Origin of the sequence: Achromobacter sp. UMC46, assembly GCF_014170335.1 — a bacterium.
In the GTDB taxonomy this organism is placed as follows: Bacteria; Pseudomonadota; Gammaproteobacteria; order Burkholderiales; family Burkholderiaceae_B; genus Achromobacter.
Genome location: NZ_LZZS01000004.1, coordinates 69,771 through 83,936 on the forward strand (window position 1 = coordinate 69,771; position 14,166 = coordinate 83,936).

General features: G+C 67.2%; 15 protein-coding genes. 7 read left to right on the forward strand and 8 right to left on the reverse strand.

Annotation, left to right across the window (positions count from 1 at the left end):
* The first annotated feature begins 24 nt into the window (after positions 1-24).
* Positions 25-1,068 carry a DNA-binding protein gene (locus tag A9973_RS03370; RefSeq protein ID WP_183012363.1) on the forward strand — a complete coding sequence of 348 codons (1,044 nt, stop codon included), beginning with the start codon at positions 25-27 and terminating at the stop codon, positions 1,066-1,068.
* Here the strand turns inward: A9973_RS03370 and A9973_RS03375 are convergent.
* Complete coding sequence (locus A9973_RS03375; RefSeq protein ID WP_183012364.1) at positions 1,065-1,250, reverse strand: hypothetical protein; 186 nt, start codon at positions 1,248-1,250, stop codon at positions 1,065-1,067. The genes A9973_RS03370 and A9973_RS03375 overlap by 4 nt on opposite strands.
* Positions 1,251-1,511: 261 nt before the next feature.
* Here A9973_RS03375 and ydiK point away from each other — a divergent pair, with 261 nt between their 5' ends.
* From ydiK to A9973_RS03405, 6 genes are all read left to right on the forward strand, one after another.
* Positions 1,512-2,636 carry an AI-2E family transporter YdiK gene (gene ydiK / locus A9973_RS03380; protein ID WP_370539436.1) on the forward strand — a complete coding sequence of 375 codons (1,125 nt, stop codon included), beginning with the start codon at positions 1,512-1,514 and terminating at the stop codon, positions 2,634-2,636.
* 144 nt (positions 2,637-2,780) lie between these two features.
* The gene (locus tag A9973_RS03385) at positions 2,781-3,506 is read left to right on the forward strand and encodes an RNA pseudouridine synthase (protein ID WP_183012366.1); all 726 of its coding nucleotides are present in this window, start codon (positions 2,781-2,783) and stop codon (positions 3,504-3,506) included.
* Between the two features lie 265 nt (positions 3,507-3,771).
* Positions 3,772-4,710: an LD-carboxypeptidase gene (locus A9973_RS03390; RefSeq protein ID WP_183013134.1), complete on the forward strand. Its 939-nt coding sequence runs from the start codon at positions 3,772-3,774 to the stop codon at positions 4,708-4,710.
* Between the two features lie 56 nt (positions 4,711-4,766).
* Positions 4,767-5,108 (forward strand): helix-turn-helix transcriptional regulator, encoded by a 342-nt coding sequence (locus A9973_RS03395; RefSeq protein WP_183012367.1) that lies wholly within the window; start codon positions 4,767-4,769, stop codon positions 5,106-5,108.
* 9 nt (positions 5,109-5,117) lie between these two features.
* Complete coding sequence (locus A9973_RS03400; RefSeq protein ID WP_183012368.1) at positions 5,118-6,434, forward strand: type II toxin-antitoxin system HipA family toxin; 1,317 nt, start codon at positions 5,118-5,120, stop codon at positions 6,432-6,434.
* Positions 6,431-7,330 carry a LysR family transcriptional regulator gene (locus A9973_RS03405; RefSeq protein ID WP_183012369.1) on the forward strand — a complete coding sequence of 300 codons (900 nt, stop codon included), beginning with the start codon at positions 6,431-6,433 and terminating at the stop codon, positions 7,328-7,330. Before A9973_RS03400 ends, A9973_RS03405 begins: the two co-directional genes overlap by 4 nt.
* A 25-nt stretch (positions 7,331-7,355) precedes the next feature.
* Here the strand turns inward: A9973_RS03405 and A9973_RS03410 are convergent, their stop codons facing one another.
* From A9973_RS03410 to A9973_RS03440, 7 genes are read right to left on the reverse strand one after another with little or no spacing between them, the layout of a single operon-like run.
* Complete coding sequence (locus tag A9973_RS03410) at positions 7,356-8,240, reverse strand: alpha/beta fold hydrolase (RefSeq protein ID WP_183012370.1); 885 nt, start codon at positions 8,238-8,240, stop codon at positions 7,356-7,358.
* Positions 8,237-8,623 carry a hypothetical protein gene (locus A9973_RS03415; protein ID WP_183012371.1) on the reverse strand — a complete coding sequence of 129 codons (387 nt, stop codon included), beginning with the start codon at positions 8,621-8,623 and terminating at the stop codon, positions 8,237-8,239. The genes A9973_RS03410 and A9973_RS03415 overlap by 4 nt, the downstream gene beginning before the upstream one ends.
* A 13-nt stretch (positions 8,624-8,636) precedes the next feature.
* Entirely contained in the window at positions 8,637-9,470 is an 834-nt protein-coding gene (locus A9973_RS03420) for an N-acyl homoserine lactonase family protein (RefSeq protein ID WP_370539437.1), read from the reverse strand.
* Positions 9,449-10,672 carry an ABC transporter substrate-binding protein gene (locus tag A9973_RS03425; RefSeq protein ID WP_183012372.1) on the reverse strand — a complete coding sequence of 408 codons (1,224 nt, stop codon included), beginning with the start codon at positions 10,670-10,672 and terminating at the stop codon, positions 9,449-9,451. Before A9973_RS03425 ends, A9973_RS03420 begins: the two co-directional genes overlap by 22 nt.
* 24 nt (positions 10,673-10,696) lie before the next feature.
* On the reverse strand, positions 10,697-12,127 hold the full coding sequence (locus A9973_RS03430; RefSeq protein WP_183012373.1) for an NAD-dependent succinate-semialdehyde dehydrogenase: 1,431 nt from the start codon (positions 12,125-12,127) through the stop codon (positions 10,697-10,699).
* The gene (locus A9973_RS03435) at positions 12,128-13,105 is read right to left on the reverse strand and encodes a tripartite tricarboxylate transporter substrate binding protein (RefSeq protein WP_183012374.1); all 978 of its coding nucleotides are present in this window, start codon (positions 13,103-13,105) and stop codon (positions 12,128-12,130) included.
* 59 nt (positions 13,106-13,164) lie between these two features.
* Positions 13,165-14,058, reverse strand: a complete 894-nt coding sequence (locus A9973_RS03440; RefSeq protein WP_183012375.1) for an NAD(P)-dependent oxidoreductase — start codon at positions 14,056-14,058, stop codon at positions 13,165-13,167.
* Between the last annotated feature and the right edge of the window lie 108 nt (positions 14,059-14,166).

The following is a 14,166-nucleotide window of genomic DNA, read 5'->3' on the forward strand; positions in this document are numbered from 1 at the left end:
GAGCCAATCACGGAGTAGCGGGCCATGGCCACAGGAATCACCGAAACCGACGTCTGGACCGCAGCGGACGCGCTGTTGCTGGAAGGTGCCCGGCCCACCATCGAACGGGTGCGGCAGAAGATCGGGCGCGGGTCGCCCAATACGGTCAGCCCGCACCTGGAAACCTGGTTCCGCGCATTGGGCGCGCGCATCAAGGACCCCGGCGCATTCGCCGCGTCGCCGGCGATCCCGGACCCGGTCGCCCAGGCGGCGGCCCATTTTTGGGCAACCGCGCAGGCGGAAGCGCGCGCCGAACAGGCCGAAACCTATCGGCGGCGGTGGGGGGAACTGGCGGAGGAAGGCGAACGGCTGGCTGCCGATGCGGAACAACTGCAACAACGCGAAATCCAGCTGGCCAATCGCGAACAGGACCTGCAGGAAGGCCTGAAAGTGGCAACGGCCCAATTAGCGGCCACCGAAGACCGTTTGCGCGCAGCCGAACAGCAACTGCGTCACCGCGACGATCAGCTCAAGCAGAGCCAGTTGCAGCTGGAGGACGCCCGCAGCGCCGTGCAGACCCTGCTGACCGAGGCAGAGAAGCTGCGCGACCTGCACGCCCAGGCGCTAGCGGCGACCGAAACACGCCATGCGGCGCACGAACGCCGCTGGCTGAACGAGCTGGACGCGGAACGCGGGGCGGTCAAGAAGCTGCAGGCGCGTCTGGACGATACGCAGGCCGCGAGCCAACGGCAGGCTGCCCAATTGCAGACGGCATTGGCCGAGACGCGGGAAGCCAAGCGCGCAGCGGAGCAGGGCGCTCAGGCGTTGCGCGGCGAGATCTCGTCCGTCCAGCAACGGCTGCTTGCCGCCGACCGGGCAGCCGGCGACGCATTGACCACGGCGCGGCAACGCGAGGCGGCGTTGGAAGCCCGTCTGGCCGCGGGGGACGCGCAATCGGCGTCGCTGCTGGCGCAACTGGAGCAAAAGGACGGGCAACTGGCCGAGCTGACCCGCCATTTGATGGCACTGGCCAACGAGAAAGCCGCCACGGCGGCTGCGGCGGCGCTGCCCGCGCAACGACTGCCTTAATGTCCGGGATAGACGCCCTGGAACGGCGTGTTGTCCGGTTCGCCGAAGTTTTCCGCGTGGTAATTGGCCTGGTCCTTCATGCTGTTGTTCCCGCGCGGCGAGTTGGAACTGTACGACGTGGGCGCGGTGCACCCGGCTAACGCGATGGCCAGCAGGACGCTGGCGGTGGTCAATAGCTTCATGGCATACCTCCTTAAGAGATAGACGCCGTCGACATGCGGCGCCCGGGGAGCCCGGCGCCATCGCCATCCGAGTCCGGCGGCATCGGCCCCAGGAGCAAGCGGCGTGCCCGGAACGTGCCACGGCAAGGTACAAGTCCGCGTGGATTTCGGATAAATTCCTGGGGATCGCATCGACGCGCATCCATGCGCATCCCCGGGCAGTCCGCCCACGGGCCACGAGGCGTCATCACGCGGGGCGTCAAGCCTTGCCAGGAGCAGCGGGTGAACACACGTCCTACAGCCGATCTTGCCCGAATCCTGCTTGTCATCGTGATCCTGTCCGCGTTGATGGTGGGCAGTCTTTACATCTTGAAGCCGTTCCTGCCCGGTCTGATCTGGGCGACCACCATCGTGGTGGCGACCTGGCCCGTGCTGCTGGCCATCCAGCAACGGTTCGGCGGCCGCCGCTGGGCCGCGACGGGGATCATGCTGCTGATCCTGCTGTTCGTGATCGTGCTGCCGCTGTATCAGGTGATATCGACCTTGGCGGAACATGGCGGGGCGATCATGGCGGCCGTGAAAAGCCTGCCGGATTACGCGCTGCTGGCGCCGCCGAGCTGGGTGCGCGCCATTCCGCTGGCCGGCCCGCGCATCGCGCAGGAGTGGCAGACGCTGTCCGATGCGGGCGCGGGCGGCCTGCTGGCCCGGCTGGAACCCTATCTGACCATCGCCGCGCACTGGTTGCTGAGCCATGCGGCCATCGTCGGCGTGTTCGTGATGCACATGCTGATCACCATCGTCATCGCCGGCATCCTCTACAGCCAGGGCGAATCGGCGGCCGATTTCGTCAAGCGTTTCGCCAACCGCCTGGCCGGCCAGCGCGGCGTGGCCGCGGTGCGCCTGGCCGGCGCCGCCATCCGGGCGGTCGCGCTGGGCATCGTGGTGACCGCCGTGGTGCAGTCCGTGCTGGGCGGCGTGGGGCTGTGGATCGCGGGCGTGCCTGCCGCCGGCATCCTGACCGCCTTGATGGTGATGCTGTGCCTGGCGCAACTGGGCCCGTTCCTGCCGATGCTGGGAGGCGTGATCTGGCTGTTCCAGAACGATATGAAGGTGGCCGCGATCCTGCTGCTGATCTGGGCGGTGCTGGTCGCCATGCTGGACAACCTGCTGCGCCCGATGCTGATCAAGCGCGGGGTGAACCTGTCGTTGCTGCTGATCTTGTCCGGGGTGCTGGGCGGCATGTTCGCTTTCGGCATCGTCGGCTTGTTCATCGGGCCGGTGATCCTGGCGGTGACGTCAACGCTCGTGAATGCCTGGATCTCGGACGTGCCGCCGCCAGTGGCGACGGCGGAAATTCCGGAGACGGCAGCGGGCCAACTGCCCGGATCGCCTCCGGAAAAGGCGTAACATCTGCCTGACGCCGCGGGCGCTTCGCCCGCGTTTTGCAACACCCCGGCAATACTTAATGACGATGCACCCGTTTGTGCTGGCTGACAGCACGCCTGAATCCCTATCCCGACCCGCCACGCCCGCATGCAAGGCGGTGTCGCAATGAGCGAAAGCGAAAGACTGGCCAAGCGCTTGGCCACGGAACAGTCCTGCTCGCGCGGCGATGCCGAACGCTATATCGAAGGCGGCTGGGTCGCCGTCGACGGCAAGCCCGTGGAAGAACCCGGCTTTCGCGTCGCCCCCGGGCAGACCGTCAGCCTGCTGCCCGGCGCCAAGCTGGAAGACATGCGGCCCGTGACCGTGCTGGTACACAAGCCCGAGGGCATGTACGCCGACAACGAACCGGGTTCGGCGCGCGACCTGATCGTGCAGAAGAACCTGATGCCGGGCGACCGTTCCGGCCAGCGTTACCTGAAACGCATGTTCAACGGACTGAAGCTTGTCACGCCTTTGGAACGCGCGGCCAGCGGCCTGGTCGTCTACACGCAGGAATACCCCGTGTCGCGCAAGCTGGTGGAAGAGGGCAAGCTGGTGGAGCAGGAGTACGTGGCGCAGGTCAGCGGCCAGCTGAGCGAGGGCGATCTGGCCCGGCTTCAGCGAGGGCTGGCTTTCGAAGGGCGCGCCGCCACGCCGATGAAAGTCAGCTGGCAGAACGAAACGCACCTGCGCTTTGCGCTGAAGACGCCGCCGCTGGGCTTCATCGAATACGTTTGCGATACGGCGGGCTTGCAGCTGCAAGCCTTGCGCCGCATCCGCATCGGCCGGCTGCCGATGGCGGGACTGGCCGCGGGCCAATGGCGCTACCGGCTGGACTACGAACGGTTTTGACGCGGCCTTGTTTTGGCGCCGCATTGATTTGACGCCACCTTGTTTTAACGCCGTATTGATACGACCGACGACGACCATGAACCTGCCTGGCGAGCTTGCGCGCAATCAGAACCCCGGCCGCCGCGGCTTTCTGAAACAGACCGGCGCGCTATGCCTGACGGCGCTGGCGCTAAGCGGCTGCGCCAGCCGCGCGCCAGTCGGACGCCAGCCGGTAGCGGGCGCGCCGACGCCTCCTGCACCCGCGCACGGCAAAGGCGCGCTTCCGGTGCCCGCCTTGCGCCCCGGCGCGCGGATCGCCATCGTGGCACCGGCCTCCGCCGCGCCTGGCGCCAGCGACGATGCGGCGGAATGGCTGGAGGCGCGGGGCTTTGCCGCGCAGGTCATGCCCGCCAGCCGGACGCGCCTGGATTCGCCGTATGACTACCTGGCCGGCAGCGACGCCGACCGCCTGGCGGACCTGCACGCGGCCTTCGCCGCGCCGGACATCGGCGCGGTGTGGTGCCTGCAAGGCGGTTTCGGGTCATGGCGTTTGCTGGACCAGCTGGATTACGCGTTGCTGCGCAACCATCCCAAGCCGTTCATCGGCTATAGCGACATCACGGCGCTGCATCTGGCCATGCAGCGCCATGCCGGTTTCGTCACGTTCCACGGGCCGATGCTGGGTCAGGACTTGCTGGCCGGCAAGCGCGAGCCCACGGAATCCACTCTGCTGGCCATGATCACCGGCCAGATGGGGAGCGGGTCGTGGATCACGCCGCCGCAGGATGCGCTGCCGACCGAGTTGATTCCGGGCGCGGCCAGCGGACGGCTGATCGGCGGCAATCTGGCGCTGATCGCCGCGCTGACAGGCACGCGCAACGAGATCGACACGCGCGACGCCATCCTGTTCATCGAAGACGTCAACGAAGCCGTGCCGCGCGTCGACCGGTTGCTGGGCCAATTGGCGGCCGCCGGCAAGTTCGACGGCGTGAAGGGCTTGCTGGTGGGCAACTTCACGCGTTTGGGCGTGCAGATGGACGACGCCCAGGCCCAAGGCCTGCTGTATCCGCTGATCCTGGACCAATTCCGTTCCCGCGGGATTCCGGTGCTGGGCGGATGGCCCAGCGGCCATGGCGACCCGAACCTGACGTTGCCGTTGGGCGCGCGCGTCACCCTGGATACGGGCCGTGGCGCCCTGAGGCTGGACCAGGCGGTCGTGGTTTAGGCAATTTATGCCTCATTAATAGCGCAAAATTTATCTTAAAGCGCTATTATCAAGACATGAAAAAGAAGATCGAACCCAGTTTCGAGGCCGCCGACGCGCTGGTCCGGCTTGGCGCGAACTTGCGCACGGCCCGGTTGCGCCGCGCCGAATCGGAGAGCGTGCTGGCCGGCCGCCTGGGCGTTTCGCGCGCCACCATTGCGCGCCTGGAACGCGGCGACGGCGGCGTGTCGCTGGCGCTGGCGGTGGAGGCCTTGCTGCAATACGGCTTTGGCGACGCGTTGTTCGCGCTGGCTGACCCGGAGCAGGACGGTGTGGGCAAGCGGCTGGACGCCTTGCGCCGGCCCAGCCGGGGCGGCGGCGCGGCGCAAGCGCACCGCGTCGATCCCACCAAGCTGTAAGGGGCAGGCATGGCGCGCGCCAGGAAACACAAATCCGTCGAAAGCCAGCTGTTCGTCTATGTGGACATCCGCGGCGAAGCGGTCCTGACCGGCGTGCTGACGCTGGACGACTCGGACGAGAACCATTTTTTCGCCGAATTCACGTATGTGCAGTCTTATGCGGACGATCCGCGCGCCTTTGCGCTGGACCCGCTGAACTTGCCCCTGATCGACGCCAAGACGACTTTCCGCACCGAAAGCCGCTACGAGACGCTGGGTGCGATCTTCGATGCGGCGCCGGACGCCTGGGGCCGCAATGTCATGCGCCTGGACAAAGCCGGCGCCCGGGTGACGGAAGACGAAGTGCTGCTGCGGGGACGGGGCATGGGCGTGGGCGCGCTGTTTTTCAGCGCGCGCCCACTGACGCCCAACATGCGCAAGACCTATCGCCTGCCGGAAATCAGCCAGTTGGAATCGCTGGCGGATCTGCTGACCGACATCGATCAGGGCGTCCAGCCCAAGGGCCTGTACCGGGACATCCTGGGCAGTTCCTGGGACATCGGCGGCGCGCGACCCAAGACCATCGTGCGCGACGGGCAGGGCGAGATGTGGATCGCCAAGTTTCCGCGCCAAGGCGATTCGTATGACCGGCAACGCGTCGAGTTCGCGAACCTGGAGATGGCGCGGGCGATCGGGCTGACCGTGCCCGACATCCACCTGACCGACACCCATCTGGGCGCGGTGCTGCTGACCCGGCGCTTCGACCGCGAACGGCTGCCGGCCGAGCGCGGCGGGGAACCCGTGGTGGCGCGCCGCCATTTCCTGAGCGGCGCGTCGCTGATCAGCCCGTCGGCGCAGATCGGCAAGCGCGAACTGGATGGCGCACGCGGCAAGGCCACGTATTCGTATGCGCGGCTGGCGGATGTGCTGCGCCGCATCTCGTCGAATCCGGTCCAGGACCTGAAAGAACTGTATGCCCGCATGATCCTGAACGTGGCGGTACACAACACCGACGACCATCTGAAGAATGTGGGCTTCGTGAAAGACGAAGGCGCAGGCACGTACCGGCTGTCGCCGCTGTTCGACGTGGTCACGCAGGAAGGGTCGGCCAAGCATTACCTGCACATCGGCGCGGCCGGGCGCGACAGCACGTTCGAGAATTGCCTGACCGAGTACCGGCGCTTTGGCTTGCGGTCCGAGGCGGCGGCGCAATCGATACTCGACCGCGTGCGGGAAGTCGTGTCGGAACGCGCCGAATTCTATGAACGCGCAGGGATGAGCCGCGGCGAAATCGTGCAGGTGGAAGCGACGTTGACGGCGTGGCGGCACGGTATATTGCCGGTATGAAAAAGCTGGATATTCCTGCACTGGAAATCTTCGTCGCGGCCGTCGAAGAAAAGAGCCTGTCGAAAGCGGCCGAACGGGAAAATCTGGTGACGTCCGCCGCCAGCAAACGGGTGGCCGAGCTGGAACGCCACCTGGACCGGACGCTGTTGCACCGCCATGGCCGTGGCGTCGAACCCACGCCCGCGGGTGCCTTGCTGTACCAGCGCGCCAAGGCTATCTTGCGCAGCGTCCAACTGACGGAGCAGGCGATCAACGGCTTCTCCCTTGATGGGCAGGCGAAGATCCGGCTGGCTTCCAACCCGTCCACCATCCTGCAGTTCCTGCCCGGCGTGATGGGGCGCTTTCTGGCGGGCCGCAGCGATGTCAGCGTGGACCTGCTGGAAGGCCACAGTTACGACATTCCGCGCCTGGTGGCCGAAGCGTCGGTCGATATCGGCATCTACCACGCGGATCATCCCGTGCCCGGGGTGGCTTCGTTCCCGTTCCGGCGCGACCGCGTGGGGCTGGTGGTGCCCGTCGGCCATCCGCTGGCCGACCGGACGGAGCTGTTCCTGGAAGACGCGCTGGACTATGACCTGCTGGGCTACTTTCCCCGGCATTCGCTGGACCAGTTCCTGGCGTATGCCGGGCAGACGCTGTCGCGGCCGCCCAACGTCAAGCTGCAAGTGTCCAACTTCGAAACCCGGTGCCGGATGATCCGCGAAGGCCTGGGCATCGGCGTGGTGCCGGAAGGCATCGCGCGCCATTATCTGGCGTCGATGGGGCTTGTGCTGCTGCGGCTGCGCGATGACTGGGCCGAACGCCAGTTCTATGTCTGCGTGCGCGACACGGCGCAACTGGCGCGCCCCGTGGAAGAATTGCTAAAAGCGCTGACGGCGTCCGAGCCGGCGCGATAGCCGCGCCGGCCCGGACGCGGCGGCGCTATTCGCCCAGGCGCGCCTCGGCCGCCTGCGCCAGTACCGGCCGCAGATAGGCCAGGAACCGGTCGGGGTCTTCGCTCATGGGAAAGTGGCCCATGCCTTCCATGATCTGCCAATGGGATCCCGCGATGCGCCCGGCCAGGAACTCGGTGTCTTGCGGCGTGCAGGAATAATCGTATTCGCCGGTCAAGAGCCACAAAGGGCAGCGGCGGGTGTCGATCCCGGCCACGCGGTCGCGGATATCGCCGTCGGCCGTGTAGAAGTGCAAGTCACCCTTGAACACGCCCGGCCCGCTCTGCATGTAGTGCCATAGCGTTTCCCAGCGGTGGTTGTCGGGGCTGCCCGGGCCGACCAGGCCCGATACGATGCCGGCGCAGACCTCGCCGCCGTGCACGTCGGGCCGGTTCAGCCATTCCAGGTCGTAATAGGGATCCACATGGGCGCCCGATTGCAGCCCGATCGCGCCGCCGAAGCGCTGCGGGTGTTCCAGCGCCAGATGCAGCACGATGCGCCCGCCGATCGAGCACCCCATCACTAGCGGTCGGTCCAACGCCATGGCGTCGGCCACGGCGATGATGGCTTGCGCGTAGTCCTCGGACGTCAGCCGGTAGGTTTCCTGCTGCCAGCCCTCGGGCGGCGACGATTTGCCGTGCCACGGCAGGTCGAAGGCGATGACGCGGAAGGACTCCAGGATTCGCGGGTCGTTCATCACCGCGCGGTACTGGCGGGTATCGGCGCCGGCGGTATGCAGGCACAGCAACGGGAAGCCGCTGCCGGCTTCCTCGACATACACGCGGTGCGCGCGGCCGCCCAGCGTCAAATGCAGGTAGCGCCCGATCACCGGCTCGAAGACGGCGGCGGGGGGATTGGCTTGTTGCGGATTCACGAGGACGCTCCTTCGGCGCGCGGGCAGGCCAGCACGTCCTTGAAATACAGCAAGTTGGACATCAGGGGATACAGGTCGCCTTCGGCGCGCAGCCGCCGGAATTTCACCAGCGCCATCAGGTCGTGGTAGCCCGGCGGGGGCAGCGGGCGCCAGAACTGCGCCCAGTCCTCGGCCGATGCCCGTAGCGCGAATTGCCAGCGCGGCATCACGAAGGGGCCCGGACGCACCGTTTGGATACGGCCCGCCGCCACCGTGATCAGGTAGGCGTCCGGGCCGCGTTCCAGCAGGAACACGGTGTTCAGGTGCCGCCCCCGCCACACCAGGCGGTCCTGCCGGTTTACGGCGTCGGCCAGGCGGTTCAGGATGAAGTCGTCGTCTTGCATCAGGTTTTCCTTGTCACAAGGGCGGCATGTCCAGCCGGTAGATGCCCGCTTCGCCATCGGCCAGCGGGTACTGCCGGGCCACGGCGGGATCGTGGCCCGGCACGATGTGCGCGTCGGAGTCCGCCAGCGTGCGGATGCGCGTATAGCCGTCGAGCATCTCGCCCAGATGGAAGATAGCGGGAAACGGGTTGTTGTCGGTGAAGTTGCGCGTGTAGTGCAGGGCGTCCGAGGCCAGCACGATCCAGCCGCGCGCGGTATGCGCCCGCACCACTTGCAGGCCCTGCGTATGCCCGCCGACGCGATACAGCTCCAATCCGGGCGCCAGCACGGCGTCGCCGTCATGGAAACGGACGCGCCCCGCGTAGACCTGGCGTACCACCGCCTGCACGTCGTCGACCGAAAAGAAATGCCGCATGCTCGCAAAGCACATGTACCGGCCGGTGGCGTACCGCATTTCGTCATCCTGCAAATGGACCTGCGCGCCGGGATAGGCCTCGACATTGCCGGCGTGGTCATAGTGCAGGTGCGTCAGGACCAAGTGGTCGATGTCGCCCGGCGCCAGCCCCAGCCGGGCCAGCGCTGTTTCGGGATGCAGCGTGAAGGCCCGGTCCCGCGCGCGCGCCGAACACGCGCTGAAACCGGTATCGACCAGCACATTGCCGGCCGGCCCCCGCAGCAGCCAGCAGTAGAAGTCCATCGGCATCGGCCCGTCGTGCACATCGGCGCGCGACAGGAAATTGTCGGCGGCGCGCCGGGTCACGCTGGCATAGCGGATGGCGTAGGCCTCGTAGACCGGCAGCGGGGCGTTGGCGGCCGGCGGCGCGGTCATTTCTTGACCAATTTGCATTGGCTTTCGGCCAAGGGCATGAACGCCTGGTCGCCCGGCACCGTCTTGACGATCTTGTAGTAGTCCCACGCGGCCTTGGATTCCTTCGGCGACTTCACCTCGACGACGTAGGTGTCGTGGACCAGTTTCCCGTCTTCGCGCAGGCGGGCGTTGCGGGCGAACGCATCATGGATCGGCATGCCGCGCAGCGTTTGCATCACGGTATCCGCCTTGTCCGAGCCGGACTTTTCGACGGCGCGCAGGTAGTTCAGCACCGCGGAATACTGGCCGGCCTGCAAGGCGGTGGGCATCTTGTTCGCTGCCTTGAAGAAGCGCTGGGCGAACGCGCGCGTTTCGTCGTCCATGTCCCAATAGAAGGTCTCGGCGAACGTCATGCCTTGGGCCGCATCCAGGCCCACGCCATGCACGTCCGTGATGCTCATCAGCATGGCGACGAGCTTCTGGCGGTCGGCCAAGCCGAATTCCCGCGCCTGCTTGATCTCGTTCTGCAGGTCTGCGCCGGCGCTGGCGAACCCCACCGCGTCGGCCTTGCTGGCCTGCGCTGACAGCAGGAAGGACGCGAAATCCGTCCCCGGGAACGGGTAGCGCACCGAGCCCGCCACCGTGCCGCCGCCTTCCTTCACGAAACGCATGCCGTCGCTTTCCAGCGAATGGCCGAAGGCGTAGTCGGCCGTGACGAAATACCACTTCTTGGCGCCCGCCTCGACCAGCGGCAGCGTGCCTACCTTGGCCAGCGCATAGGTGTCATAGACCCACTGGACGTTGTTGGGCGAGCAGTCCTCGCCAGTGATGCGGGTGGCGCCCGCGCCCGTCACCATCGTCATCCGGCCTTTCTCGCGGGCGATGTTCATGACGGCAAGCGCGACCGCGCTGTTGCCCAGTTCGGTCACTACGTCGACTTTTTCGCGGTCCATCCACTCCCGCGCGCGGCCCGCGGCGACGTCGGTCTTGTTCAGGTGGTCGGCCGACAGCATGTCGATCGGCTTGCCCAGCACCTTGCCGCCGAAGTCCTCGATGGCCAGCTTGGTGGCCAGGACCGACCCGGGGCCGACGTTGCCCGAATACGCGCCGGACATGTCCGTCAGCACGCCAATGCGCACGACGCCGTCCGAAATGCCATCGGGCGCCTGCGCCTGCGCGGGGGCTTGGGCCAGGCCCGTGCCAGCGGCCAGGGCGAGCAGGGCGGTGATCTTCTTATTCATGGTCTTCTCCTTGGAATGGGGCGGCTACATCTGGCTGACATACTTGACCTGCATGAACTCCTGCAGGCCTTCAACGCCGCCTTCCTTGCCCAGTCCGCTGTCCTTGAAGCCGCCAAAGGGGGTTTCAGGCAGGGATGCCTGGCAGTGGTTGATGCAGACGACGCCGCTTTCGATGCGTTCGGAGGCCAGCCGCGCCGTCGCCGCGTCGCGGGTGAACACATAGGACGCCAGGCCGAACGGCAGGCGGTTGGCCGCTGCCAGCGCTTCGTCCACCTCGCGGAAAGGCTGCACCAGCGCCAGCGGTCCGAAGGGCTCGGTGTTGGCGGCCAGGCATTCGGCGCTGACATCGCGCAGCACGGTCGGCGCCCAGAACCAGCCCGGCAAGTCCAGGCGCGTGCCGCCGGCGGCGACCTGCGCGCCGTGCTGGACCGCATCCGCCACCATGGACGCCATGGCGGCCAGCCGGCGGGGGTTCGCCATCGGCCCCATCTGCACGCCGGGCTCCAGGCCGTTGCCCACGCGCCAGCCTCGGGCGCGGTCGGCCAGGCGCTGTATGAATCGTTCATAGACGCCTTGCTGCACGAACATCCGCGTGGGCGACGTGCAGATCTGGCCGCTATTGCGCAGCTTGGCGGCCAGCAGGGCATCGGCGGCGGCTTCCGGGTCGGCGTCGTCGAAGACCAGCACCGGCGCGTGGCCGCCCAACTCCAGCGTGGCGCGCTTCAGGCCGCTGGCGGCCATCACCGCAAGATCGCGGCCAATGGCGGTGGACCCGGTGAAGGTCAGCATGCGGATCACGGGTGAGGCGATCAGGCGCCGGGAGATCTCGGCCGGGTCGCCGAACAGCATGTTCAGCACGCCGGCGGGCAGGCCGGCATCCGCCAAGGCGCGGCCGATCTCCAGCGCGATCGCGGGCGTCTCTTCGGACGGCTTGATCACGATCGAGCAGCCGGCGGCCAGCGCACCCGCGATCTTGCGCGACGGCGTGATCGCCGGCGCGTTCCAGCCCGCAAATGCGGCGACCGGGCCGACGGGTTCAGGGATGGCCAGTTGACGGATGCCGCCGACGCGCCCGGGGATCAGGCGGCCATATGTGCGCCGGGCTTCTTCCGCCGCCCATTCGAACATCTCGGCGGCGGTTGCTACTTCCTTTTCCGATTCGGCCAGGGGCTTGCCTAGCTCGCGGGTGATCAACCACGCCAACTGGGGCGTGCGCTCCCGCATCAGGGCGGCGGCGCGGCGCAGGACGGCCCCCCGTTCAAGCGCCGGCGTATCGCGCCAGCCGGGAAACGCGCGGTGCGCGGCATCCAGCGCCTCGTCGATGTCTTCCGGCGCGGCCACCGGCACGCGCCCCAGCACGGCCAGCGTTGCGGGGTCGATCACTTCCAGGCTTGGGCGGTTGCCGGCGGGCACCGCGCGGCCGTCGATCAGCAGGTTCAGTTCGGGATAGCGCATCTAGTCCGCCTTTGCGATGTGGCTGGTCTGCATGACTTGCGCCCAGCGTTCGGTTTGCGTGCCGATATGCCGCGCGAAATCTTCGGGGCTGCCGGTCATCGGATACTGGCCCAGCTTCAGCAAGGCCTCGCGCGAGGCATCGGAGCTCATCACCTTGTTGATCGCGGCGTTCAACCGCTGCGTCACGGCGGGCGGCACGCCGGCGGGTGCCAGCACCCCGTTCCACGGTTCGGCGGTGAATCCGGGAATGCCGGCCGAGTCCGCCACCGTCGGCACGCCCGGCGCTACCGAAGACGGCTGGGCCGCGGCGATGCCAAGCGCGCGCATCTTGCCCGCCTGCACCTGCGGCATCGCGGCGATCGCGCTCAGGAACGCCATGTCGACCCGTCCGGCCACCAGATCGGCAATGGCCGCCGAGTCGCCCTTATAGGGGATATGGGTGATGTCGACGTGGGACGCGCTCTTGAACCATTCGCCGGCCAGGTGGTTCACGGCGCCGCTGCCGGCGGACGCGAAAGTCAGCGCGCCGGGCTTCTGGCGCGCGCCGGCGATCAATTCCTGCACGGTCTTGAACGGCGAACTTGCCGGCACGACCAGCAGGTAGGGATAGCTGGCCACCAGGCCGACCGGCTGGAAGTCTTTCAGCACCTGATAGTCGACTTTCTGCTTGTAGACCGGTTCGATCGACAGCGTGCCGCTGCTGCCGAGCATCAGGGTATAGCCGTCGGCGGCGGCGCGCTTGACCGCCTGCAGCGCCACGACGCCATTGGCGCCCGGGCGGTTTTCCACCACGATGGTCTGGCCGAGTTCGGCCTCCAGGCCACGGGCCAGATAGCGGCCGACGGCGTCCGTCGGGCCGCCGGCGGTGAACCCGATCACCAGGGTGATCGGCTTGGCGGGATAGTCCGCGGCCGCGGCGGGAAAGCCGAGCGCGGTGGCGAGCACGGGCAGCGCCCACCTGCAAAGCATGGATGTCATGAGGGTCTCGAATAGGGAAGTGCGCGGCGCGGCGGGCGCCGGTGGCGATACGGGGGGATTCAGGCGTAGCCGCGTTCGATCAGCTTGACCATCACCGGGTAGTACTCCTTGACGTAGCCCGCGGCGCGCGTGCGCTCCAGCAGGTCGTGCGTCAGCTTGGCGGCGCGGGCGTCGACGTCGCCCTGGTTCGCCAGCTCCAGCGCCAGCAGGATGTCCTTGATGGCGTACTCGGTCGGGAAGGTCTTTTCGGGGAAGGTGTCGGCGGCAAGCGCCTTCTGGCCCGGGTTGCGCAGCACGAAGCTGTCGGCCGACCCTTTGCTCAGCGCATCCAGCAGCAGCGTGCCGTCCACGCCCGCGCTGCGCCCGATGGTGATGGCTTCGGCCAGCGCATGGACGGTCATGAACACCACCATGTTGTTCATGATCTTCACGACCTGGCCGTTGCCGATGCCGCCGCAAAGCAGCACGTCCGTGCCCATGCACGACAAATAGGGCAAGACCGCCTCGCAGTCCTCGCGGGTGGCGCCCACGGTGATCATCAGCGTGCCCAGGCGGGCGGCTTCGCGCATGCGAGCCACCGGCGCGTCGATCAACAGGATGCCATGGCCGCGCAGCACCTCGGCCAGGCGGCGGGTGCGGCCGACGTCGCTGGTGCTCATGTCGACCACGATACGCACGCGGCCGCCAGCTTCCACCAGGCCGCCCGGTCCGGTGCATACCTGTTCCACCTGCACGATGCTGGGCAGCGACAGGAACACGATCTCGGCGGTCTGCGCCACCTCGACGATCGAGGCGCAGGCGTGGCCGCCCAGTGCGCCGATGCGAGCCACCGGATCGGGGCTGATATCGGTCACGAATACCGGGTGCCCGGATTTGCGGACCAGATTGGCGCACATGGGTTCCCCCATCACGCCCAGGCCGATGAAGCCCAGCGGGGTCTTTGTCTCACTCATTACTTCCTCCTTGGTATGACGTCTGTTTTTCTAGCTATTGCCATGCAGCTTACGGAAGGCCTCCGCCCGGCGGTATGAAAAATTGGCAAAGCAACTATCTCCAAATCC